The 24235-nt window shown below is 61.9% G+C and carries 21 protein-coding genes and 1 pseudogene; 8 read left to right on the forward strand and 14 right to left on the reverse strand.

Annotated elements, in window-relative coordinates; all coding sequences use genetic code 11:
* Window positions 1-4 precede the first annotated feature (4 nt).
* The gene (locus N554_RS0100115) at window positions 5-634 is read right to left on the reverse strand and encodes a pyridoxamine 5'-phosphate oxidase family protein (protein ID WP_029581599.1); all 630 of its coding nucleotides are present in this window, start codon (window positions 632-634) and stop codon (window positions 5-7) included.
* 123 nt (window positions 635-757) lie between these two features.
* Between N554_RS0100115 and N554_RS0100120 the strand changes: the two genes are divergently transcribed.
* A complete protein-coding gene (locus tag N554_RS0100120; protein ID WP_029581600.1) occupies window positions 758-1657 on the forward strand; it encodes a LysR family transcriptional regulator in 900 nt (299 codons plus the stop codon).
* Window positions 1658-1759: 102 nt separating this feature from the next.
* Here N554_RS0100120 and N554_RS0100125 read toward each other — a convergent pair whose 3' ends face one another.
* Together N554_RS0100125 and pobA are read right to left on the reverse strand one after the other, a co-directional pair.
* Window positions 1760-2179, reverse strand: coding sequence for a PaaI family thioesterase (locus N554_RS0100125; RefSeq protein WP_029581601.1), 420 nt, complete (start codon window positions 2177-2179; stop codon window positions 1760-1762).
* 269 nt (window positions 2180-2448) lie between these two features.
* Window positions 2449-3618, reverse strand: coding sequence for a 4-hydroxybenzoate 3-monooxygenase (pobA, locus tag N554_RS0100135; RefSeq protein WP_029581602.1), 1170 nt, complete (start codon window positions 3616-3618; stop codon window positions 2449-2451).
* 142 nt (window positions 3619-3760) lie between these two features.
* Between pobA and N554_RS0100140 the strand changes: the two genes are divergently transcribed.
* From N554_RS0100140 to N554_RS0100160, 5 genes are all read left to right on the forward strand, one after another.
* The gene (locus N554_RS0100140; protein WP_029581603.1) at window positions 3761-4777 is read left to right on the forward strand and encodes a TRAP transporter substrate-binding protein; all 1017 of its coding nucleotides are present in this window, start codon (window positions 3761-3763) and stop codon (window positions 4775-4777) included.
* A gap of 76 nt (window positions 4778-4853) precedes the next feature.
* Window positions 4854-5363 carry a TRAP transporter small permease gene (locus N554_RS0100145; RefSeq protein ID WP_029581604.1) on the forward strand — a complete coding sequence of 170 codons (510 nt, stop codon included), beginning with the start codon at window positions 4854-4856 and terminating at the stop codon, window positions 5361-5363.
* A 5-nt stretch (window positions 5364-5368) separates the two neighbouring features.
* The gene (locus N554_RS0100150; protein WP_029581605.1) at window positions 5369-6694 is read left to right on the forward strand and encodes a TRAP transporter large permease; all 1326 of its coding nucleotides are present in this window, start codon (window positions 5369-5371) and stop codon (window positions 6692-6694) included.
* Window positions 6695-6827: 133 nt separating this feature from the next.
* A complete protein-coding gene (locus N554_RS0100155; protein ID WP_029581606.1) occupies window positions 6828-7979 on the forward strand; it encodes an ABC transporter substrate-binding protein in 1152 nt (383 codons plus the stop codon).
* A 255-nt stretch (window positions 7980-8234) separates the two neighbouring features.
* The gene (locus N554_RS0100160) at window positions 8235-8927 is read left to right on the forward strand and encodes a glutathione S-transferase family protein (RefSeq protein WP_029581607.1); all 693 of its coding nucleotides are present in this window, start codon (window positions 8235-8237) and stop codon (window positions 8925-8927) included.
* A gap of 42 nt (window positions 8928-8969) precedes the next feature.
* On the opposite strand, the gene N554_RS0100165 is transcribed toward N554_RS0100160, so the two are convergent.
* Genes N554_RS0100165 through N554_RS0100175 form a run of 3 tightly spaced genes read right to left on the reverse strand, consistent with a single transcriptional unit; the run spans window position 8970 to window position 12525 of the window.
* Window positions 8970-9701 carry an ABC transporter ATP-binding protein gene (locus N554_RS0100165; protein WP_029581608.1) on the reverse strand — a complete coding sequence of 244 codons (732 nt, stop codon included), beginning with the start codon at window positions 9699-9701 and terminating at the stop codon, window positions 8970-8972.
* 8 nt (window positions 9702-9709) lie between these two features.
* On the reverse strand, window positions 9710-11479 hold the full coding sequence (locus N554_RS0100170) for a branched-chain amino acid ABC transporter ATP-binding protein/permease (protein WP_081851059.1): 1770 nt from the start codon (window positions 11477-11479) through the stop codon (window positions 9710-9712).
* Window positions 11480-11484: 5 nt separating this feature from the next.
* The gene (locus tag N554_RS0100175) at window positions 11485-12525 is read right to left on the reverse strand and encodes a branched-chain amino acid ABC transporter permease (protein ID WP_029581610.1); all 1041 of its coding nucleotides are present in this window, start codon (window positions 12523-12525) and stop codon (window positions 11485-11487) included.
* A gap of 180 nt (window positions 12526-12705) precedes the next feature.
* Here N554_RS0100175 and N554_RS0100180 point away from each other — a divergent pair, with 180 nt between their 5' ends.
* On the forward strand, window positions 12706-13227 hold the full coding sequence (locus tag N554_RS0100180; RefSeq protein ID WP_029581611.1) for a MarR family winged helix-turn-helix transcriptional regulator: 522 nt from the start codon (window positions 12706-12708) through the stop codon (window positions 13225-13227).
* Window positions 13228-13429: 202 nt separating this feature from the next.
* On the opposite strand, the gene N554_RS0100185 is transcribed toward N554_RS0100180, so the two are convergent.
* The 8 genes and pseudogenes from N554_RS0100185 to N554_RS35200 all read right to left on the reverse strand — a co-directional run bounded on the left by N554_RS0100185 (window position 13430) and on the right by N554_RS35200 (window position 21905).
* Window positions 13430-14710 carry a glycerate kinase type-2 family protein gene (locus N554_RS0100185; protein WP_029581612.1) on the reverse strand — a complete coding sequence of 427 codons (1281 nt, stop codon included), beginning with the start codon at window positions 14708-14710 and terminating at the stop codon, window positions 13430-13432.
* A 189-nt stretch (window positions 14711-14899) separates the two neighbouring features.
* Window positions 14900-16129, reverse strand: a complete 1230-nt coding sequence (locus N554_RS0100190) for an ABC transporter substrate-binding protein (protein WP_029581613.1) — start codon at window positions 16127-16129, stop codon at window positions 14900-14902.
* Between the two features lie 182 nt (window positions 16130-16311).
* Complete coding sequence (locus N554_RS0100195) at window positions 16312-17544, reverse strand: ABC transporter substrate-binding protein (protein ID WP_029581614.1); 1233 nt, start codon at window positions 17542-17544, stop codon at window positions 16312-16314.
* A 9-nt stretch (window positions 17545-17553) separates the two neighbouring features.
* The gene (locus N554_RS0100200) at window positions 17554-18570 is read right to left on the reverse strand and encodes a branched-chain amino acid ABC transporter permease (RefSeq protein ID WP_029581615.1); all 1017 of its coding nucleotides are present in this window, start codon (window positions 18568-18570) and stop codon (window positions 17554-17556) included.
* Window positions 18571-18572: 2 nt separating this feature from the next.
* Entirely contained in the window at window positions 18573-19451 is an 879-nt protein-coding gene (locus N554_RS0100205) for a branched-chain amino acid ABC transporter permease (protein ID WP_029581616.1), read from the reverse strand.
* An 11-nt stretch (window positions 19452-19462) separates the two neighbouring features.
* Window positions 19463-20176 (reverse strand): ABC transporter ATP-binding protein, encoded by a 714-nt coding sequence (locus tag N554_RS0100210; RefSeq protein WP_029581617.1) that lies wholly within the window; start codon window positions 20174-20176, stop codon window positions 19463-19465.
* Window positions 20173-20970, reverse strand: a complete 798-nt coding sequence (locus tag N554_RS0100215) for an ABC transporter ATP-binding protein (protein ID WP_029581618.1) — start codon at window positions 20968-20970, stop codon at window positions 20173-20175. Before N554_RS0100215 ends, N554_RS0100210 begins: the two co-directional genes overlap by 4 nt.
* 69 nt (window positions 20971-21039) lie before the next feature.
* Window positions 21040-21905: pseudogene (locus tag N554_RS35200) on the reverse strand (IclR family transcriptional regulator).
* A 122-nt stretch (window positions 21906-22027) separates the two neighbouring features.
* Between N554_RS35200 and N554_RS0100225 the strand changes: the two are divergent.
* Complete coding sequence (locus N554_RS0100225) at window positions 22028-24124, forward strand: 3-hydroxyacyl-CoA dehydrogenase NAD-binding domain-containing protein (protein WP_029581619.1); 2097 nt, start codon at window positions 22028-22030, stop codon at window positions 24122-24124.
* Window positions 24125-24235 lie beyond the last annotated feature (111 nt).

Consider the following 24235-nt stretch of genomic DNA (forward strand, 5'->3'; position numbering starts at 1 on the left):
CGCTTCAGGGCGCCGCGGCGGGCTGGCCCTTCAATGCCGCCAGCTCCGCCTCCAGTTGGGCGATGCGCGCATCGCGCAAGGCGAGCGCCGCCGCCACGTCGGCGGCGTCGAACTTTTGCGGGATATGCTGCGGGCAATTGGTATCCCATGCGGAGATTTTGAACAGGATCACCTGTTCGGGCCGCGCCTTGTAGCCTTGCGGCATCAGCGACTTCATCAGCGCCGGATCGTCATCGACCACGCGGGCCTCGCCCCAGATTTTCACCCTTCGGCGATGGGCGTAATCCATCGCGAAGATGTTGGCCTTCGGATTCTCCGACAGGTTCCCTTGCGTGATGTATTGCCGGTTGCCGCCGTAATCGGCGAACGCCAGCGTGTACTTGTCCAGAACCTTGATGAAGCCCTTTGGCCCGCCGCGATGCTGGATATAGGGTTGACCGGCGGCGCTGGCGGTCGCGAAATACACGCTGTTCGTCTCCGCCAGAAACGCCGCGAGGTTTTCGTCGACCTCGGTGCGCCAGCCGCCGCGCTGCTCGATCTGCGCGTAAGTCTCGCGCGATCCCTTGCGCGCCTGGACCGCCTTCACCGCGGGGGTGAACGCGACATCGTTGGAATGGCGAAGAATGTCTGACATCGGAAGATCTCCGGGGAAGGTCTGGCGCTGGCGCACCCGTTTCGCCGTTTAAAATGAGCCCTTTCGAGATTTAAACAATCCCCTCGATTGACACTTCATCATTGCAATATATGAAATAATGCCATGGATCGCCTCGACGCCATGCAGGCCTTGGTCGCGGTGGCCGACCTCCAGGGTTTTGCGCCGGCCGCCCGCAAGCTCGGGCTGTCGCCGTCAGCGGTGACACGGCTGATCGCGGCGCTGGAGGACCATCTCGGCGCGCGGCTGTTGCAGCGGACTACGCGATCGGTGACGCTGACCGATGTCGGCGCGCGCTATCTGGAGCGCGCCCGCCGGATCCTCGCCGATGTCGAGGAAGCCGAAGGCTCGGCACAGGACGAGCGCGCCCGCCCGGGTGGGCGGCTGGTGGTCTCGGCGCCGATTGGATTCGGGCGCCTCCACGTCAGCCCGGTCATGACGGCCTATCTGATGCGTTATCCCGAGGTGTCGGGCGAACTGCGGCTATCCGATCGCATGATCAATCTCGTCGAAGACGGCGTCGATCTCGCGATCCGGATAGGCCACCTTGCGGATTCCAGTCTGGTGGCGCGCCATGTCGGCGAGATGCGGCGGATCGTGGTCGCCTCCAATGACTATCTTGAGCGGCGCGGCGAGCCGAAGCTCCCGGAGGCAATCGAATCGCATGAGACGATCCAGTTCGGCGCCACCGCCGCGCCGCCGGACTGGCGGTTTGTCGACGACGGCCGCGAGATCCGCGTGGCCTGCCGGCCGCGCTTCGTAACCAACAGCGCCGCCGCCGCTATCGAGTATGCCGAGCAGGGCGGCGGCCTGACGCGGGTGCTGGCCTATCAGGCGGCAGAGGCGATCAAGGCCGGCCGGCTCCGGATCGTGCTGGCCAAATTCGAGCAGCCGCCGCTGCCGATCCACATCGTCTATCCGACGTCGCGGCTGTTGTCGGCCAAGGTTCGCACCTTCATCGATGTCGTCACCGAACTCACCGATTGGCACTTCGGCAAGGCCTAATTCTGCGCTGTCATTCCAAGACACGCGTTCTGCAAAATTCGCCGTCATCGCCCGCGAAAGCGGGCATGACGGTAGAAGCGGATGCGCGCCCCAAAATGACGATTATCCCTGCTTCGGCACCACGCGGAATGTCGCGTTGCCGCGCGCGATGACGACGTCGTCGGCCTTGATCAGGCTTTGCGCGAAGCAGATCGTGCTGCCGGTCTTGATCACGTCCGACTCGACGGCGAGCCATTGTCCGACCTGCGCCGTGCCGACGAAATCGACCGCAAGCCCGATGGTCACCAGCGAGGATACTCCGCCCATTCGATGCGCGCAGCTATGGCCCATCGCGTTGTCGGCGAGCGCCGCAATCAGCCCGCCATGGATCAGGCCGCGACCATTGGTATGGGGTTTTGCCAGCCGCAATCCGATGATCACGGCCTTATCGGTGCGCTTCGAATACAGCGGCTCCCAGGGATCGGTGAGCGGGCTTTGTCGGTAGTGGCGTTCGAAACCTTCGGGAATGTCAGCGGTGGTCATGGGAGGCTCGCGCGTTGGTGCTGCTGATATCATTGAACGCGATTGCCAGGACAAATTCACCGCCTACAAAGTTTTAAACGGGATTTCGGCGGTTGTTTGAAACAATGCTGCCTCGCGAAGTAGCAACAGACATCGCCTCATCCTGAGGAGCGGCCTCTTGGCCGCGTCTCGAAGGATGGGCCGCGGGCCTCCATGGTTCGAGACGCCGCGCAAGTGCGCGGCTCCTCACCATGAGGGATTTTCCAACGTTGTTCTGGGCCAAGCGCGATCTAATACGGCAATCCCACATAATTCTCCGACAGCGAGGTTGTCGCCGCCTTCGAACCCACCAGATAATTCAATTCCGCCAATTGAATCCGCGCTCCGAATTCTCCTTCATCGGGAAACCGATGCAGCATCGAGGTCATCCACCACGAGAAGCGTACCGCCTTCCAGACCCGCGCCAGCGCCTTCGCCGAATAGCCGTCGATCCCGGCGGAAGATCTCTCGTTATAATATTCCCGCAACGCGTGGGAGAGAAAATGCACGTCGCTGGCGGCGAGATTGAGTCCCTTGGCGCCGGTCGGCGGCACGATATGCGCGGCGTCGCCGGTCAGAAACATCCGCCCGAATCGCATCGGCTCGGCGACGAAGCTGCGCAGCGGCGCAATGCTTTTTTCGATCGAAGGCCCGGTGATGAGATTGTCCACCGCCTTCCGATCGAGACGCCGCTTCAATTCGTCCCAGAATCTTTCGTCCGGCCATTGATCGACGTGATCGTCAAGCGAACATTGCACGTAGTAGCGGCTGCGGTGCGTCGAGCGCATGGTGCACAGCGCGAAACCTCTTTCGTGGTTGGTGTAGATCAATTCGTGCGAGACCGGCGGCGTCTCCGACAAGATTCCGAGCCAACCGAACGGATAGATTCGTTCGAATGTCTCGATGGCGGACGATGGCACACTTGCCCGGCTGACGCCGTGGAAGCCGTCGCAACCGGCGATGTAGTCGCAGGCGATCTCGTGGCCGATGCCGTCTTTGACGTAACTGACCCGCGGATGATCGGTATCGAAATCATGCGGCCTGACGTCAGCCGCTTCATAAATCGTGGTGAGACCGGCCGCGCGCCGCGCATTCATCAGGTCGAGCGTCACTTCGGTCTGGCCGTAGATCATCACCGTCTTGCCGGTAGCGGCCTTCATATCGATGCGGTGGCGGGCGCCGCCGAAGGCCAATTCGATGCCATCATGGACCAGGCCCTCGCGGTGTGCGCGCGCGCCGGCGCCGACTTCATCGAGCAGGGCTACCGTTCCCTCCTCAAGCAGCCCGGCGCGGATGCGGCCGAGTACATACTCCGGCGTCTGGCGTTCCAGGATGACGTTGTCGATTCCGTAGGTGTGAAGCAGCTGTCCCAACAGCAATCCCGCCGGCCCCGCGCCAATGATTGCTACTCTTGTCCGCAATACTTGCCTCCCTGATTACTATAGGCTTGAAACGCAGTCAGTGCGGACGTGGCCGCGCGCGTGCTTGCAATGATAATTATCTCATATAACAGTAGGCGCAAAGGGCAGTTGAAGCCTTGGTATTGTGAGGGAGAAGATGCCGATGAGGAAAACGTTTTTGGCGCTGCTGCTGGCCGCCGGCGTGACGCCTGGGTTTGCGCAGGAAAAGACCTTCGAACTCAAATTGTCGCACTGGGTGCCGGCCTCGCATCCGCTGCAAAAGGCGCTGGAAGACTGGGGCTCGGCGGTCGAAAAGGAATCCGGCGGCACGATTAAATCCAAGGTTTTTCCGGCACAGCAGCTCGGCAAGGCGTTCGACCATTACGACATGGCGCGCGATGGCATCGCCGACGTTACCTACGTCAACCCGGGCTATCAGCCCGGCCGCTTCCCGATTATCGGAGCCGGTGAACTCCCGTTCCTGATGTCGGACGCCAAGGGTGGTTCGATGGCGCTCGACGCCTGGTACCGGAAATATGCCGAGAAGGAGATGAAGGACGTCAAATTCTGCCTGGCGTTCATCCACTCGCCCTCGTCGTTCCACTCGCGCACGAAAAAAATCGTGGTTCCGGACGACGTCAAGGGCATGAAGATCCGCCCCGCCCACGCCACCATGGCGAACTTCGTGACGCAGCTCGGCGGCACCAACGTCCAGTCCTCGGCGCCGGAAGTCCGCGACATCATCGAACGCGGCGTTGCCGATGCCGTTACCTTCCCGTGGGGATCGATGGTGCTGTTCGGCATCGACAAGGTGACGAAGTACGACATGGATGCGCCGCTCTATGTCACGACATTTGCTTTTGTGATGAACAAGGACAAATACAACCAGATGTCCGACCGGCAGAAAAAGGCGGTCGACAACAATTGCAACACCGAGGCCGCCGGCCGCGTCGGCGAAGCATGGGGCAAGTTCGAAGACGCCGGCGTCGACAAGTTGAAGGCGCAGGCCGATCGCGAAGTCTACAAGTTGACGGCGGAGCAGATGGCGCTGTGGAAGAAGGCCTCCGAGCCGCTGATCAAGACCTGGGGCGAGGGCGTCAAAAAGACCGGTGCCGACCCGGACGCAGCGATGACCGAGCTCCGTGCCGCGCTCACCAAATACAACGCTTTGGCGCAGTAAAGGCGTAACATCAATGCGGCGGCGGGATATCCTGCCGCCGTCTTCTCCCTTCCATTGCCAGCTGTTCGGAGCGGACATGAATCGCGCGTCGATGGATCGCTTTATCGATACGATCGAATGGATCGCGGCTGGGTTCGTCGGGATCGTCGCCCTCAACATTTTTGTTTCGGTCATTCTGCGTAACACGTTGAACTATGCGATCCCCGACTCGTTCGACATCGGGCGCATGCTGCTCGGTATCCTGATTTTCTGGGGCATCGCCGCCACCAGCTATCGCGGCGGCCACATCACCGTCGACCTGATCTGGGCCAATGTCGGACCGAAATACCAGCGCATGATCGACGTGTTCGCGACGCTGGTCCTGCTGTTCGTCGTGGCGGTGCAGACCTGGACGCTGTTCGACAAGGTGCGCGGCACCTACAACGACAATGTCCTTACATTTGAAATGCACATGCCGACCTGGCCATTCTTCGCGATTGCGTGGGCCGGCGACGTGTCCGCGGTGCTGCTGATCGCGATCCGCACCTACCGGCTGATTTTCTATCCGGAACTGATGGACGATCCCAAGATCAAGACCGTGGAGTAGACGGCATGAGCACCGACGCCGTCGCCATCCTCGGATTTGTCGCGCTGTTTGCGCTGATGCTGCTGCGCGTGCCGGTGGGCATGGCGATGGGCCTCGTCGGTGTGTGTGGCTTCGGTTACCTGGTCGGTTTCTCGCCGGCACTGAAAATGGTCGGCCAGACCTCGATGCGGACGGTGACCGACTATACCTTCGGCGTGATTCCGATGTTCTTGCTGATGGGGACTTTAGTCAGCAATTCCGGCATGAGCCGCGAACTATTCCGCGCCGCCAACGGCTTTGTCGGACATTTGCGCGGCGGGCTCGGCATTGCGACGGTCGCGGCCTGCGGCGGCTTTGCCGCGATCTGCGGCTCGTCGGTGGCGACCGCCGCGACGTTTTCGGCCGTGGCCTATCCGGAAATGCGCCGCTTCGGCTATCCGCAATCCTTCGCCACCGGCGTGATCGCGGCCGGCGGCACGCTCGGCGCGATGCTGCCGCCGTCGACCGTGCTGGCGGTGTACGGCATCATCACCGAGCAGGACATCGGCAAGCTGTTCATCGCCGGCATCATTCCCGGCCTGCTCGCAATGACGATGTACATGATCACCATCGCGTTGATCGGCTATTTTCGGCCGGGCTTCCTCCCGACTGGACCGCAGACCAAATGGCGCGAGAGGTTTGCCGGGCTGAAAAATATCTGGGCGCCGGTGCTGCTGTTCGTGTTTGTCATTGGCGGGCTTTACGGCCTGCCGTTCCTGCCGCGCTTTACCCCGACCGAAGCCGGTGGCGTCGGCGCCACCGGCGCATTCCTGATCGGCGTGTTCACCGGACGGCTGGACAAGGAAAAAATCCTCACCTCGCTGCTGCAGGCGACCCGCACCGCGGCCGCCGTGTTCACGGTGCTGATCGGCGCGCTGATCTTCGGTTATTTCCTGACGGTGACGCAAACCCCACAGAAGGTCACGGAACTTCTCACCGGCCTCGGGCTCGGCCCCTACGGCATCCTCGCCCTCATCATGGTGATGTATCTGGTGCTGGGCTGTCTGATGGATGCGATGGCCATGATCATCCTGACGGTACCGATCATCTTTCCGGTGATTGTGCACCTCGGCTTCGACCCGATCTGGTTCGGCATTATCATCGTGATGACGGTCGAACTTGGCCTGATCCATCCGCCGGTCGGCATGAATGTCTTCGTGATCAAGAGCGTCGTCAAGGACGTGTCATTTTCCACGATTTTCAGGGGCGTGATCCCGTTCGTGGCGACCGACCTCATTCGACTGGTGATCCTGATCGCGTTTCCGCTGCTGGCGACCTGGCTGCCGACACGCATGATGGGAGGGGGCCACTAGCTCGATGGCGCCCACGCTGCAGACCAAGTACGTTTTCACCATCACCGCCCATAGAGCGCATCGCCTAAAGAAGGGGCTGAACTACCAACCGAATTTTGATCTAGACTGAACAGCAATATTCAAGGAGCAACGAATGAAGAAGTTTTATCTGTCCGCGGCAGTAATCGCGGCGTCTCTGGCGCTGCCGGGTTTGCCCGCGATGGCGCAAACCAACGAAATCACCGTCGGCATCACCATCAGCACGACCGGTCCCGCGGCAGCACTCGGCATTCCCGAGCGCAACGCGCTCGAATTCGTGCCGAAGGAAATCGGCGGCGTGCCGCTCAAGGTCATCGTGCTCGACGACGGCGGCGATCCGACCAGCGCCACCACCAATGCGCGGCGCTTCGTCACGGAGTCCAAGGCCGACATCATGATGGGTTCATCGACCACGCCGCCCAGCATCGCGGTGTCCAACGTCGCGAACGAAGCGGGCATTCCGCATTTCGGCCTCGCGCCGTTTCCGATTACGCCGGAGCGGGCAAAATGGTCGGTATCGCTGCCGCAGCCGATCCCGATCATGGGGAAGGTGCTGTACGAGCATATGAAGGCGCACAACGTCAAAACGGTCGGCTATATCGGCTATTCCGATTCCTACGGCGATCTCTGGTTCAACGATTTCAAGACCCAGGGCGGTCCGATGGGGTTGACCATGGTCGCCGAAGAACGCTTTGCGCGGCCGGATACCTCCGTGGCGGGGCAGGTGCTGAAGCTGGTCGCCGCCAATCCCGACGCGATCCTGATCGGCGCGTCCGGCACCGCGGCGGCCTTGCCGCAGACGGCGCTTCGCGAGCGCGGCTACAAGGGCCTGATCTATCAGACCCACGGCGCCGCCAGCATGGATTTCATCCGCATCGCCGGAAAGGCGGCGGAGGGTGTGCTGATGGCGGCGGGTCCGGTAATGGATCCCGAGGATCAGCCCGACAGCGCGCTGACCAAAAAGCCGGGTCTTGCGCTCAACAGCGCCTATGAGGCGAAATATGGTCCCAACAGCCGCAGCCAGTTTGCCGGTCATTCCTATGATGCTTTCGAAGTGCTCAAGCGCGTCGTCCCGGTGGCATTGAAGGCGGCAAAGCCCGGCACCGCGGAATTCCGCGACGCGATCCGACAGGCTTTGCTGAGCGAACGTGAAATCGCCGCGAGCCAGGGCGTCTATAACTTCACCGAAAAAGACCGCCACGGCCTCGACGATCGCTCGCGCATCATCCTCACCGTGAAGGACGGAAAATACGTCCTGACGAAGTGAATAGACGGCCTTCCAAACCCACTGGGCGTCATCATCCGCGAAAGCGGATGATCCAGTAATCGCCGCCAGAGAGTGAATCTCGACGTCACGGATTGCTGGATGCCCCACCGGAGCCTGTCATCGGGCGGCGCTTTGCGCCGACCCGTTGGCGGGGCATGACGGCTGCGAAAGCCGCCTGCGAGCCCATTGATTAAGCCGCAACACCCTTGCATGCTGGCGTGAGGTTTCGCTCGGAACAGCGCGGATGCATAGCCGATGCTGACACTCTATTCCTATCCGGAATTGTTCGGCGTGGCCGACAACAACGGTTATGGGCTGAAGGTGTTTGCTTTCCTCAAGCTGACAGGCGTGCCCTTCGTCCATGAGCATATCTTTGACGCCTCCGCGGCGCCGCGCGGCCAGCTTCCGTATATCGTCGATGACGGCGAGACGATCGGCGACAGCGAGACGATCATTGCGCATCTGATCCGCAACTATCGACTGACGATCGATGCGGCGCTGTCACCGGCCGAGCGAATGACCGACCATCTCGTCACGCGCATGCTCGACGATCTCTATTGGGTGATGTCGTATTCGCGCTGGAAGGACGAGCGCTATTTCCCGGCGTTTCGCGATGGCTTCATGGCGCAGCATTCGCGCGTCGACGCGGCGGGGCTGGACAAGGCCAGGGAGTACAACGGGCAGCGTTATTACTTCCAGGGCATCGGTCGCTACGCTCCCGATGCGGCCTACGCGCGCGGCCTGGCGGACCTTAAGGTCCTGGCCGATCTGATCCCCGCGAAGGGTTATGTGCATGGGGCAAAGCCGACCAGCATCGATGCCGGCATCTACGGCTTCATCGCCAACATCCACTTTTTTCCGATAGAGACGCCGCTGAAGGCCTTCGTCACGGCGCATTCGAATCTGGTGCGCCATTGCGAGGATATTCACGCGGCCGTCAGCGGGTGATGGCAGGCGGCGGGCGCATCTGCGAATTCAGAACAAGACGAATTAAATCACGCTCGTGGCTTCGTGCTGAAATCCGAGATAGCTTGCGGCGACGCGCTGGTTGGTCGCGATATCTTTCGCCGGTCCATCCAGGATAAATTCGCCGAGCTCCATCACATAGGCGCGGTCGGCAATCTGCAGCGCGGCCTGCGCGTTCTGCTCGATCAGCAGCACCGACACGCCTGAGGCGCGTAGCTCGCCGATGGTGCGGAAAATGTCGGCGACGACAATCGGCGCCAGCCCGAGGCTCGGCTCGTCCAGCATCAACAGCCGCGGGGCACCCATCAGCGCGCGGCCCATCGCCAGCATTTGCTGCTCGCCGCCCGATAACGTTCCCGCCAGTTGCTTGCGCCGCTCCTTCAGCCGCGGGAACAGCGTATAGACCCGCGCGAAGGATTTCGCGGCGGTCGCCTTCGCGATCCGGAATGCGCCGAGCTGCAGATTGTCCTCGACATTCATGGTGGCGAATAATTCGCGATGCTCGGGCACCAGGCTCAGGCCCGCCGCGACCCGGTCTTCGATCTCCAGCTTCGCGATATCGTCGCCGGCAAAGGCCACGCGGCCCCTCAGCGGCAGGATCCCCATAATGGCGTTCAACAGCGTGGTCTTGCCGGCGCCATTGGCGCCGATGATGGTGACGATTTCGTTGTCGCCGACCTCGAGCGATACCGAGCGGACGGCCTCGACCTTGCCATAGGCGACATGTGCATCGGACACCGACAATAGCGCGCTCATGCCGGGATTCATGCGACGGCTCCGAGATAGGCTTTGATCACCTCCGGATTGGTCTTGATCGCTTCCGGCTTGCCTTCGGCAATCTTGGTGCCGAAATCGAGCACCACGATGCGGTCGGCCAGATCCATCACAAATCCCATATCGTGCTCCACCAGCAGCACCGACATGCCGCCGTCGCGCAGCTGGCGCAGCAACGCCGCCAACTTCTGCTTCTCCATATGCCGCAATCCCGCCGCCGGCTCGTCGAGCAAGAGCAGCATCGGATCGACGCACAGCGCGCGTGCGATCTCCACGATGCGCTGCTGGCCGAGCGACAGGCTTCCCGCCAACTGGTCGATCTGGTCGGCGAGGCCGACGCGCTCGATCTGGCGCGCCGCTTCCGCCAGCAATCTAGCCTCATCGGCGCGGTCGAGCCGGAACATGCTGGAGAGGGCGCCGGCATGGCCGCGCAGATGCGCGCCGATCGCGACATTTTCCAACACGGTCATGTCCGGCACCAGTTTGACATGCTGGAAGGTTCTGGCGATGCCGAGCTTTGCCACTTGCTGCGGCGGCGCGTTATCGATTTTCCTGCCGAGGACCGAGATCGTGCCGCCCGATGAGGTGAGCACGCCGGTGATCAGGTTGAAGGTCGTGCTCTTGCCGGCGCCGTTCGGGCCAATCAGCGCGACGATCTCGCCGGCCCGGACGTCGAAGGAAACGTCGTTGACGGCGATCACGCCGCCGAACTGCTTGCGCGCACGGTCGATCTGCAGCAGTACGCCGGCAGCGTCGGCATCCCTCACGCGGGCCGGCAATGTCAGGGAAGTGTCGGGCCGCTTGCGTTTCGGCTTGAACGGCAATCGCGCCATCAGCCAGGGCCATACCCCGGTCGGCGCCAGTTGCAGCAGCAGCACCAGCAGGATCCCGAACACGATGGTCTCGAGCTGGCCCTCGCCGTGAAACAGATACGGCAGGTAGCTCTGGAGAATCTCCTTGAGAATGACGACGATGCCGGCGCCGAGCACGCCGCCCCAGACGTAGCCGGCGCCGCCGACGACCGCGATGAAGAGATATTCGATGCCGGCATGCGCGCCGAACGGGGTCGGATTGGCGGCGCGCTGGAAATGCGCATAGAGCCAGCCGGAGAGGCCTGCCAGCACCGCTGCATAGATGAAAACCAACAGCTTGGCGCGCGGCGTTTGCACGCCAAACGCTTCGGCGGCGATGTGTCCACGCCGCAGCGCGCGGATCGCGCGGCCGGTGCGCGAGTCCAGAAGGTTCAGGGTGAGCACCGCGCAGATCAGGACCGCGATCCAGATCGCGAAATAGATCGTGCCGGGATCGATCATCCGCAGCGAGCCGATCGACAGCGGCGGGATCGCCGAGATGCCGTCGTTACGACCGAGGAATTCGAGCTTGCTGAACAGATAGAACAAGCCGAGGCCCCAGGCGAGGGTGCCGAGCGGCAGGTAGTGGCCCGACAGCCGCACCGTGATCAGGCCGAGCAAAACCGCGGCTATGCCGCTGACCAGAAGCGAAAGCGGCAGCGTCAGCCATGGCGACACGCCGTAGGCGGTGGTCAACACCGCGGTGGTATAGGCGCCGAAGCCGCAAAACGCCGCCTGGCCGAACGATGTGAGGCCGCCGACGCCGGTGAGCAGCACGAGCCCCATCGCCACCAGCGCGGCGAGCCCGATATTGTCCAGGAGAACGATCCAGAACGGCGGCACGGCGGGGATGAACGGGATCGCGGCCATGATGAGCGCGAACACGATGATGGGCAGGCGCTGCGGCATCGCCATCAATCCTTCTCTTCCTCGACCGCGGGCGCCGCCAGCGAGCGCAGCAGGAGCACCGGAATAATCAGCGTAAAGACGATGACCTCCTTGAAATTGCTGGCATAGAACGAGGAAAAGGCCTCGACGGTGCCGACCACCAGCGCTGCGACCGCGGTCAGGGGGTAGCTTACGAGACCGCCGATGATGGCCGCGATGAAACCTTTCAAGCCGATCAGGAATCCGGTGTCGTAATACAGCGTCGTGATCGGCACGATCAGGATTCCCGAAATTGCGCCGATCACGGAAGCCAAAAGGAATGCGATCTGCCCCGACAGCGTGGTCCTGATGCCGACAAGCCGTGCGCCGAGCCGATTGATGGCGGTGGCGCGTAACGCCTTGCCGTAGAGCGTAAGACCGAAAAACAGCCAGAGGCCGACAATGAAAGCGATGGTGATGGCATAGACCGTGATGCTCTGTCCGGTGAAGCGCAGCGGGCCAAGCGTGAAGGCGACATCCGCGATCGTCGGGCCGCGCTGGCCTTCGGCGCCGAAAAACACCAAGCCGAATCCCTGCAGCGCGAGATGGCAGCCGACCGAGGCGATCAGGAGCACCAGCACCGAGGTGTGCGCAAGCGGTTGAAACACGATGCGATAGAGGAACACTCCGATCGCGGCGACGATAGAGAGCGACAGCGCGATGTTGACGGCGATCGGGGGATGACGGCCGGCAAGCCAGGAGGTCAGGGCGAAGATCACCACAGGCAGGATGATATTGATCGCGAAGGCGCGTCCGACAAGCCTGGGATGTAGCGATCTCCGGCCGGCGAACAGGTCGAGGCAGAACGCCACGATGCCCATCGCCACCGCCAACCGCGCGGTGCCCGGCACCTGGCCCGATGACAGCGAGGCATAGGTCAGCGCGCCGTAGGTGACGAACTCACCCTGCGGAATCAGGATGACGCGCGTCACGGCGAACACCAGCACCAGCGCAAGGCCGAGCAAGGCATAGATCGCGCCGTTGGTAATGCCGTCCTGTACCAGGAACAGCATGATCGTGGTGTTCAAGACCGGACGCTCCCCTCATGTCGGGCCGATCGCGGCCTCAAGGAGCCGTTTGACGGTCCGATCACAGCAGTTGCAAGGCTGCCCATTTTAGATATATTCTATAATAATTATCGCATATAATCTCAAGGGTCGACTCCGGCCGGCCGTTTTCCAGCCTACCCGGATTGCGGGAATCGAGCGATGACTGTTTCCAAGACAGCTGCAGCCGATCAGGCCAAGGCGAGCCGCCCCACCCGCAAAGGGCACGGCGACGGTGCAACGGAAGGCACGGCGCTGCAGCTGGGCGAACTATCGGAGTTGCTGGGTTATTCGCTCAAACGCGCGCAGCTGAAAGTCTTCGAAGATTTTTTGCGCTGCGTCGCGCCGTTGCAACTGACGCCTGCGCAGTTCTCGGTGCTGCTGCTGCTCGAGAAGAATCCGGGGCGCAACCAGACCGAAATCGCCGGTACGCTCGGCATCCTCAGGCCGAATTTCGTGGCGATGCTCGACGGGCTGGAGAGCCGCGATCTGTGCACGCGCGTCCGTTCGACCAACGACCGCCGCTCCCACATCCTTGTCCTGACCGACAAGGGCAGGGCGGTGCTGGCGCGGGCCAAGAAGCTCGTCGCCGCCAAGCACGAAGCGCGTCTCAACGCGCTGCTGGGGCCCGCCAACCGCGCCGCGCTGCTTGCGATGCTGGCCAAGATCGCGCGGGAGTTTTAGGCTCGCTCGAAGGCCTCATCCTGAGAGTATGGCCGGAAATGCATGCAACAAAATAAGGGATTTTGAGACTGTCATTGCGAGCGTAGCGAAGCAATCCAGAGGATTTAATATCGCTGTTATTGGATTGCTTCGTCGCTTCGCTCCTCGCAATGACGAGAAGTGGCCTATTCTACAGGGCCTGCCCTTTGAGTCAGAGGGTCTGCTAGTCCACCAAAATCACCCGGATGTCGTTGACGTTGGTAAGCGTCGGTCCGGTCAGCAAGAGATCGCCGGTTGCGGCGAAGAATGTCGTGGCGTCGTTGTTGTCCAGATGGGCGCCTGCGTCGAGGCCAAGCGAGGTCATTTTCGCAAACGTGCTTCGATCGATCATCGCGCCGGCGGGATCGGACGCGCTGCCCGCGCCGCCGTCGGCGCCGTCGGTATCTGCCGCCAAAGCCGAAATGCCGGGAGTGTTCTTGAGAAGGCCGGCCAGCGCCAGCGCATATTCCTGGTTGGGGCCGCCGCGCCCGTTGCCGCGCACGGTGACGGTGAGCTCGCCGCCCGACAAGATCGCAACGCGCTTGCCCGCGTCGCGCGCCTGCAATGCGAGGCGCGCGTGATCGGCGGCCACGCTGCGGGCTTCGCCTTCGAGGTCGGCGCCGAGATCGACGATCTCATATCCGGCGTCCCGTGCTTTGCCGATCGCGGCGTCGAGCGAAGCTCTCGGCCGCGCGATCAGTTCAAGTTGCGCCCGTGCAAAAGCGGGATCGCCAGGCTTGCAGCTCTCGTTTTCGGGCTTGTCGAGGGCGCGGCGAATGGCGTCGTCGACCGCAAGGCCATACTTCGCGACGATGGCGCGCGCATCCGCCAGCGTGGTCGGGTCCGGCACCGTTGGACCTGACGCGATCGCGGATGGATCGTCGCGCGGAACGTCCGAGATCGCCAGCGTCACGATCTCGGCGCGGCTCCCAGCGCGCGCGAGCCGGCCGCCCTTGATCCGCGACAGGTGCTTGCGAACGGTGTTGACCTCGCCGATCGGCGCGCCCGAGCGTAACAGTGCCCGGGTCACCTGTTGTTTCTGCGCGAACGACACGCCCTCAACCGGCGCAATCCAGTTGGCGGAGCCGCCGCCCGACAACAGCACCAGCAGCAGATCGTCGGCGCCCGCGTCCTGCGCCAGTCGCAAACTCTCCTCGGCGCCCTTCAGTCCGGCTTCGTCGGGCACCGGATGGCCGGCTTCGACCACCCTGATCCGCCGCGTCGGCACGCCATGGCCGTGACGGGTGGTCGCGATACCCAACAAGCGCGCCGGATCCAGTTCCAGCGCATCGAGATAGTGTTGCTCTGCCGCCGCGGCCATTGCGGCCGCGGCCTTGCCGGCGGCAAGGCAGATCACCCGACCCTTCGGCACCGGGCGCAGATGCGCAGCAAGCACGACGTCGGGATGCGCGGCGGCAACGGCGGCGTCGAAAATCGCGCGCAGGAGAGGGCGTCTGTCGGTCATCGCTTCACAGGATTTGAGATGGAAACATGCGAAGGCCGGTTATCCATCGGTTTCCGGCAAAAGAAAACCCCCGCATCGTGCTGCGGGGGTTCCATAGGATCACGTGGCTTTTTGTGGTTCCCGGCTTTGCTGAGCAGCGTGAAGAACGCTGCACCGCGCCCGGGCACCATACATTACTGACGAAAGAACTCAGCCGCCGACGTCGGCGTCGATGATGTCGCCGAAGCGTTCCCAGGCCTCGCCCTTGAATCTCTGGAGCTGAACCGCGGAGATCGGGGCGAAGTCGGTGGCGCTGGTATTGACCTTGATGCCCGGGAGCAGGCCGCCGAGTTCAAGTCCCTTGATGCTAGCCGCCTGCTTCATGACGTTCTCGCGCGTGAGATTGTCGCCGCAGGCCTTCAGCACATGCACGATGCCTTGCGCGACGGTGTAGCCGAACATCACGTTGGCATCGATCCTGTTGCCTTCAGGGAAGTACTTGGTGAGGAACTCGTCGAAGGCCTTCATGCCGGCATCGTTCTTCCACTCCGGATCGGACGTATCCTTCAGGTAGGCGGACGAGATGATGCCCTGCCCATTCTCAAAACCGGCCGGCTTCATCACGCTGCCGATCGAAGAGGAGACGTTGTTAAGGAAGTGCAGCGGCTTCCAGCCGATTTCGGCACTTTTCTTGATCGCCTGCGCGGCAAATTTCGGGGTGGTGATATTTATGAACACATCGGCATTGGTCGATTTGAGCTTGACGATGTGCGAGTCGATCGTCGGTTCGGAGGTCTCGTAGCTTTCCTCGATGACGATCATCGAAGCGGCCTTGGCGCCGAGTCCGTCTTTCAAACCCTTGAGGTAGTCCTTGCCGTAGTCGTCGTTCTGGTAGAGCACGGCGATCTTGGCGTTCGGCATTTGCTTGAGAATATACTTCGCATAGATTTGCGTTTCGCTCTGGTAATTCGGCTGCCAGCCCATCGTCCACGGGAATTCCTTGGGGTCATTCCATTTGGTGGCGCCGGTGGCGACGAACAGTTGCGGCACCTTCTTCGAATTCATGTATTTGTGGATCGCCGAGTTCGGCGGCGTGCCCAGCGGGTCGAAGATGAAGAGAACCTCGTCACTCTCGACCAGCTTGCGCGCCTGCTCGACCGTCTTCGGCGGGCTGTAGGCATCGTCATAGCTGATGAAGTTGATCTTGCGGCCGTTGATGCCGCCCTCGGCGTTGATCTTCTTGAAATACGCCTCTTCGGTCTTGCCGATCACGCCGTAAGCGGAGGCGGGACCGCTATAGGGCATGATGTTGCCGATCTTGATTTCGGTGTCGGTGGCGCCGGTGTCGTATTTTTTCTGCGCGAGCGCGCCGCTGCTGGTTACGGCAAGCACTGCGATGGCGGCCGAAAGGGCCCCCAGTCGCAATTGGATAGCAGGCATATGGATCTCCCTGATCTCGGTTGAAGGCGTCTTGCTTTTGAGTGGAAGCGCTTCTCGGCTCCTTGGACTGCATTGAATACCTTTCGAACGTGCCCATCAAGAAAAAGCCCCCTGCGATGAGGTCGCAGAGGGCTTTATTTTAGTAACTTTAGTCCCAAGCCGGGGGCCCGTGAAACGGAACCTTAGCCGCCGACTTCGCCGCTGATGATAGGCCCGAACAGGTCCCACTTCTGGCCCTGGAAGCGCTGCATCTGAAGCTGCTCGATCGGATAGAAGTCGGTCGCGCTGGTGCTGATCTTCACGCCCGGCAGCAACGTGTCGGGTACGAAGTCCTTCAGGCTCGCAGCCTGCTTCATGATGTTCTCCCGGGTCAGGTTGTCGCCGGCCTGCTTCAGCACCTGCACCACGGTCTGGGCCTGGCCGTAGCCGTACACGACCGATCCATCGATCTTGTTGGCCTCCGGCGCATATTTGGCAAGGAAGGCATAGAACTTCTTCATGCCCTCGTCATTGTCCCACTGCGGGTCAGACCCATCCTTGGCGTAGTTCGCGGAGAGGATGCCCTGGGAATTTTCGAAACCTGCCGGCTGCAACACCGAGCCGACGGAGGCACCGACATTGCTCTGGAAGTACATCGGCTTCCAGCCCAATTCAGCGACCTTCTTGATGCTCTGGGCTGCGAACTTCGGCGTGGTGATGCTGAAGTAGACGTCGGCCCCGCTCGCCTTCAGCTTGACGATGTGGGAGTCGATGGTCGGTTCGGAGACTTCATAGCTATCCTCGGCCACGATCATCGACGAGGCTTTGGCGCCGAGGCCATCCTTCAGGCCTTTCAGCAGGTCCTTACCGAAATCGTCGTTCTGATACATGATCGCGATCTTGGCGTCTGGCTTCTCCTTCAGCAGATACTTCGCGTAGATCTTGCCTTCGCTCTGGTAGGCCGGCTGCCATCCCATGGTCCAGGGGAAATCCTTGTGCTCGCCGAACTTGGTGGCGCCGGTGGCGACGAAGAGCTGCGGCACCTTCTTGGAATTCAGGTATTTCTGGATCGCAGAGTTCGACGGCGTTCCAAGCGGGCCGAAAAGGAACAGGACCTCATCGCTCTCGACCAGCTTGCGCGCCTGTTCGACGGCCTTCGGCGGGCTGTAGCCGTCGTCATAACTGACGAAGTTGATCTTGCGGCCGTTCACGCCGCCTTGCTCGTTGATCATCTTGAAGTAGGCGTCTTCGATTTTGCCGATCACGCCATAGGCGGAGGCCGGACCGCTATAGGGCATGATGTTGCCGATCTTGATCTCGGTGTCGGTCGCGCCGGTGTCGTATTTCTTTTGGGCGAATGCACTGCCGCTCATGGCAGTGAAAGCGATGACCGCCGTCGAGAATGCGGCGATACGTAATTTTTGTTTAGAAAGCATATTGTCTCCTCAGGTTTTCTTAAGTTTGCCGATCAGTTGTTGAGCGACAATGGCGACTTGCCTTGCGCCGTGAGGCACCAGGAAGATGACAAGGAACAGAAGTACGCCGAACACGGCGCCGGAGAGGCCCTTCGAAATTCCCTCCGCAATGTTCGGCACGAAGATGATGAAGGCGGCGCCGACGATCGAGCCCGGCAACCAGCCGACGCCTCCGACTACCATGCCGAGGAACAGCTGGATCGCCAGCGTGATGGTGAAGCTGTCGGGCGCCACGAATTGCACAGCGATGGCGCCCAGTCCACCGGCGACCCCGGTAATGCCGGCGCTGACGCCGAACGCCAGCGTCTTGTACAGCGCGACGTCGACGCCCATCGCGGATGCCGCGATCTCGTTGTCGCGGATCGCCATGAACGCGCGCCCCGAACGCGACTTCAGCAGGTTGACCGAGAAAATATAGATCGCGATCGTGATCGCGAGGGTGAAATAATAAAGCCACATGTCTTGCGACATCGGCAGCCCGAACGGTGCATCGGGCTTGGTTACCACCAGGCCCTGCACACCGCCGGTCCAGTGCTCGAAATAGCCGAGCTTCAGCAATTGCGGCATCGCCACTGCCAATGCAAAGGTTGCCAGCGCCAGATAGACGCCGCTCAAGCGCAGCGCCGGCTGGCCGAACAAAAATCCAAAACCAAAGCAGATGGCTCCGGCGACGGGCAAGGTCAGGGCGTAGTTCATGCCCACGTGCTCCATGAGGATCGCCGACGTGTAGGCGCCGACTGCGTAGAACGCGCTCTGGCCGAGCGAGAACTGGCCGCTGCCGCCGGTCAGGATGTTCAGAGCGAGCACCGCGAGCCCGAAGTACAAAATCTGTGTCATCTGGAAGATGATGAAGTTCTTCACGAACAGCGGCGTGAGGATCAACGCGGCCAGCACCACCAGCGAGGTGCCGTAGCCCAGCGTCATGGACCTCTTCGGGACAGCCTCGACGGCCGGGGCTTCCGTGACGACATCTTCAACAGCGCTCATGATCAAACTCGCTTCACGATGGGACGGCCGAACAGGCCTGCCGGCTTGACGACCAATACCGTGATAATCAGCGCCAGTGCGATCGGCAGTTTCAGTTCGTTGCCGACGCCGGGGATGTAGGTCCCGGCGAGATTCTCGAAGACACCGACCAGGAAGCCTCCGACCACCGCACCAAGCGGGCTGGTCAGGCCGCCGAGCACGGCAGCGGCAAATCCGTAGATCAGGACGCCGCCCATCATGTTCGGCTCCAGGAACACCACCGGCGCGATCAGCATGCCGGCGATCGAGCCGATCGCAGCCGCCATGCCCCAGCCGAGCGCGATCATCCATGACGTGTTGATGCCGACCAGCCTTGCCGATTCAGGCACCGAGGCCGCCGCGCGCATGGCAAGGCCGATCCGCGTGAACTGAAAGAACAAGTAGAGCAAAATCAACAGCCCCACCGTGACGCCGATCATGCCGGCTTGATGGGTCGAGATGAGCTGGCTGCCGAGAAACGGCGAGGATCCGAACGGCGTCGGATATTGCTTGATCGTGAAATCCCAGGTCAGCCCGGCGACGCTGTTGATGATCGCGAACAACGCGATGAAACCGGCGACGTTGGTCAGAATCGGCGCCTTCGCCAAGGGCCTGAACAGCAACCGTTCGATGGCGATGCCGCCGGCGAACGAGAGCGCCAGGGTGAGCAGGAAGGCCCACCAATAAGGTACCCCCCATTGCATCAGCTGCCAGGAGATGAATGTCGAGAACATCGCCATTTCGCCCTGGGCGAAATTGAGATGATCGATCGCCTGGTAGATCATGACGACGGCGAGCGCCATGCAGGCATAGATCGCACCTGTGGCGATGCCAGCCAGGACCTGGTTGATAAAAAGTTCCATGGCCGCGTTCCTCAATAACCCAGATAGGATTTACGAACGTCTTCGTTGTTCGCGATCTCTTTCGCGTTTCCCGACATCACGATGCGTCCGGTTTCAATCACGTAGGCCTGGTCGGCGAGTTCCAGCGCCAGTTGCGCGTTCTGCTCCACCACCAGAATTGTGACCTTGTCCTCGCGATTGATCTTGCCGAGGATCTTGAAGAGGTCGCGCACGATCAGCGGCGCCAGGCCGAACGACGGCTCGTCCAGCAGCATCAGCCGCGGGCGCAGCATCAGAGCGCGGGCGACCGCGAGCATTTGCTGTTCGCCGCCCGAAAGCGTGCCCGCCTGCTGCGTATGCCGCTCCTTCAGGACCGGAAAGTGATCGTACATGCGCTCGATATCGGAAACCACGCCGGCTTTGTCTTTTCGCGTGATCGCGCCGAGCTGAAGGTTTTCTTCCACCGTCATGGTCGTGAATGTGCCGCGGCCCTGCGGCACATGGGCGATACCGAGGCGGACGATGTTTTCGGTCGAGCGCCCGGTGAGCGGGGCGCCGTCGAATTCGATGGCGCCGGTCGAGCGCACCATGTTGCAAATCGCGCGCAAGGTGGTGGTCTTGCCGGCGCCGTTGGCGCCGAGCAGCGTGGTCAGGCTTCCTTCATTGAGGGCGAACTCGAGACCGTGAAGCGCCTGGACCTGGCCGTAATAGGCCCTGAGATCTTTGACGTTGAGCATCGCGGTCATTGGTCCTTGCTCCCCAGATAGGCCTTAATGACATCCGGGTCGGACTGCACCGCGGCGGGCGTTCCCTCGGCGAGCTTGCGGCCGAAATTCAGCGCGACCACGTGGTCGGCGATCGACATCACCAGGCCCATGTGATGTTCGACGAGCAGGATCGTCACCTTGCGCTCGTCGCGAATGCGGCGGATCAGATCGCCGAGCACGTAGACTTCCTCGTGGTTGAGGCCGCCGGCGGGCTCGTCGAGCAGCAGGATTTTCGGATCGGCAGCCAGCGCGCGCGCCAATTCCACTCGTTTCTGAGTGCCGAACGGCAGGCCGGACACCACCGTGTGGGCGACGTCGTCGAGATCGAGATAGCTGACGATTTCGTGGACGCGCTTGTTGAGTTCGGCCTCGCCGCGGCGGACCCAGGGGAGTTTCAAGGAGTCACTGAAAATGTCGCTATTGGTGCGGGCATGGGTGCCGACCCGGACGTTGTCGAGCACCGAAAGATTGGGAAACAGCGCCACGTTCTGAAAGGTGCGGCCAATGCCGATTTCGGCGATCCTGTGCGGCGGGCGCGTCAGGATACTCTGGCCTTCCATGAGGATGTCGCCCGTGCTCGGCTGATAGAGCCGGCTCAGGCAATTGAACAGCGTCGTCTTGCCGGCGCCGTTCGGCCCGATCAAGCCGAGGATCTGGCCCTGATGCAGGTCGAAGGACACGCCATTCAGCGCGATGATGCCGCCGAACAAGACGCTGACATCGCGAACCGCAAGCAGGGGATACTGTCCCTGCGCGAGTTGTGCCTGCGTCATCTCGTTCCGCCCACATGAACGGTTGGGCCGGAATGACCAAGCGAATTTGCTCGCCGGTCACGACGAAAGCTACCTGATCCCCTCGGCCACACGTGCAACTTTTCCTCCCGATTTCAACTTCTCGTTCTCTTCTCTTTTGATTGCGGCATCGCGCCACCCAACGCCGTTTCGATGTTCCTTACCATCGCCACAAGACGAGGTCCAATATCGTTGCGCAGCCGATCTTCCGTGAAACGAAATGCGGGTGCGCCGCAATTAAAGGCGTAAGGACCGGTTCCGTCGTTGAGCTTCAGCGCCACGCCGACCGCGTGCACATCGTTCTGCCACTCGCCTGCCGAGATGGTAAAACCGAACTTCTCCACGGTTTCGCCGGCGCGTTCGAGGCCATTGCGCATCTTTGGCCAGCGGCTGCCATAGTGCTCGCGGAGTTCGCGCAATAGTGAGGCACGCTCGTCGTTCGGCAGCGCCCAGACATAGGCGCGGCCCATCGCGGTGGTTGCGATCGGAATTCGCGAACCGACATCCAGTTGAACGCCCAGCGTGAGTCCGTTGCGGCTCTGGCCGAAGTAAATCATGCTGTGACGGTCGCGCCCGCCGACGGCAACTGCGCCGCCGGTCTCGCGCATGACTTCCTCGCGGAAAGGTTCGGACAAATGCCGAACGCCAAGATTCGCAAGGGCGGCATACCCCAACGCCATGGCTGACGGCGCCAACTGATATTTCTCGAACCGCGGAACCGGTGTAAGGTATCCAAGTTTGGTCAAGGTATAGGTCAGCCGCGAAACGGTCGGCTTTGGCAAACGCGTACGGGCCGCGATCTCTTGATTGCCAAGAAGCCCGTCGTTGGGTTGGAACGCGCGCAACACATCAAGGCCGCGGGAAAGCGCGACGACGAAGCTGCGATCGGTCGCCACCTTCTTGCCTGGACGTTTCATTGCCTGCTGCGCGGACCTCGTTGACAAGGCACGTGCTTCAAAATAACCCTCCGTGTCAAGATGTGGAATTTAATTTCGCAGTGCGGAATTAACGAAAAACAGGATAATCCAAGGAGAGCCGCGTGAACGAAGTCGTCAAGCTCGAGCGCCATGACGTGGTCGCGATCGTCACGGTCAACAATCCTCCTGTGAATGCGCTGAGCGCCGCCGTCCGCGGCGGCATTCTCGATTGCATCAAGAGCGCAGTCGCCGATCCCGACGTGAAGGCGATCGTTCTGACCTGCGCCGGCCGCACCTTTATCGCCGGCGCCGACATCACCGAATTCGGCAAGCCGCCGAAGCCTCCGAGTCTGCATGAATTGGTGACCGAGATGGAGAACTCACCGAAACCGATCGTTGCCGCCATTCACGGCACCGCGCTCGGCGGTGGTCTCGAGGTCGCGCTCGCCTGCCATTTCCGCGTGGCGACAAAGGACGCAAGACTTGGCCTGCCCGAGGTAAAACTCGGCTTGCTGCCGGGGGCCGGCGGTACGCAGCGCCTGCCGCGCGCGGTCGGTCCCGAACTCGCGGTCAAGATGATCGTCGGCGGCGATCCGATCAGCGCAACAGAGGCGTTGAAGCACGGCCTGATCGAGGAAATCGTCGAAGGTCCGGCGTCTGGCGGCGAAGCCTTTGCCCGCAAGGTGCTGGCGGAGAAGCGTCCACTGCGCAGGCTGCGCGACGACGACAGCAAGCTTGCAGCCGCGAAAGCCGACCGTTCGATCTTCACCAATGCGGTCGCGGCCCTCACCAAGAAAGCGCGCGGGCTGGAAGCGCCGTTTGCCGCGGCCGACGCGGTCGGCGCTGCAATCGACCTGCCGTTCGATGAAGGCTTGAAGAAGGAACGCGAGGCCTTCCTCAAGCTGATGTCGAGCAATCAGTCGAAGGCGCAGCGCTACGCCTTCTTCGCCGAGCGCGAGGCGGCCAAGATCGCAGGCGTCCCCGACGGCACCAAGCCGCGCAAGGTCGAGCGGGTCGCCATCATCGGCGCCGGCACCATGGGCGGTGGCATCGCGATGTCGTTCGCCAATGCCGGTATCCCTGTGACGCTGATCGAAACCGGCGAAGAGCAGCTCAAGCGCGGCATGGGCGTGATGCAGAAGAATTACGAGGCGACCGCGGCACGCGGCGGCATTCCTGCCGACGCGCCCGCCCAGCGCATGGGCCTGATCAACGGCGTGGTCGGGCTTGAGAACGTCAAGGACGCGGATCTGATTATCGAAGCGGTGTTCGAGACCATGGCGATCAAGAAGGAGGTCTTCGGGGCGCTGGAGAAATACGCCAAGCCTGGCGCGGTGCTCGCCAGCAACACCTCCTATCTCAATATCGATGAAATCGCGAAGGTGACGAGCCGTCCGCAGGACGTGCTCGGCATGCACTTCTTCAGCCCGGCGAACGTCATGAAGCTGTGCGAGATCGTGCGTGCCGCAAAGACCGCGCCGGACGCGCTGACGACCGCGGTGGCGGTGGCGCGCAAGATCGCCAAGGTGCCGGCGGTGGTCGGGGTCTGCGACGGTTTCGTCGGCAATCGCATGCTGGCGCAGCGCGGCAAGCAGGCGGAGAAACTCTTGTTCGAAGGCGCGCTGCCGCAGCAGGTCGACGCGGTCGTCACCAAGTTCGGCATGCCGATGGGTCCGTTCGCGATGGGCGATCTCGCCGGCCTCGATATCGGCTGGCGCTCCCGCAAGGACCGCGGCATCAAGTCGGAGATCGCCGACGCGCTGTGCGAAGCCGGCCGGTTCGGCCAGAAGACCGGCAAAGGCTACTACAAATATGAGAGCGGTTCGCGCGCGCCGCTGCCCGATCCGGAAGTCGAGAAGCTGATCGACGAAACCCTGCAGCGGCTCGGCCGCAAGCGCCGCGTCGTCAGCGACGACGAAATCCTCGAGCGCATGATGTATCCGATGATCAACGAGGGCGCGCGGATCCTCGAAGAAAAGGTTGCGGCACGTCCGGGCGATATCGATGTGATCTGGCTCTATGGCTATGGCTGGCCGATCTATCGCGGCGGCCCGATGTATTATGCCGATCACGTCGGCCTCAAGCACATCGCCGACCGGCTGTCGTTCTACGCCAAGGAGACCAACGACCCCTCACTCGAACCGGCGCCGCTGCTCAAGCGGCTGGCGGCCGAAGGCAAGACTTTCGCGTCGCTGGCGCAGACGGCGAAAGCGGCTTGATGGTGATTGGCCGGATGTGCTTTGGCTCGTACCCCAACGTATCGTCCCTGCGAACGCAGGGACCCATACCGCGTGGTTTCGGGTTTGGGCACGCTGGCAGACGCCCTTTTT

It is taken from the genome of Bradyrhizobium sp. URHD0069, assembly GCF_000701345.1.
Classification (GTDB): domain Bacteria; phylum Pseudomonadota; class Alphaproteobacteria; order Rhizobiales; family Xanthobacteraceae; genus Bradyrhizobium.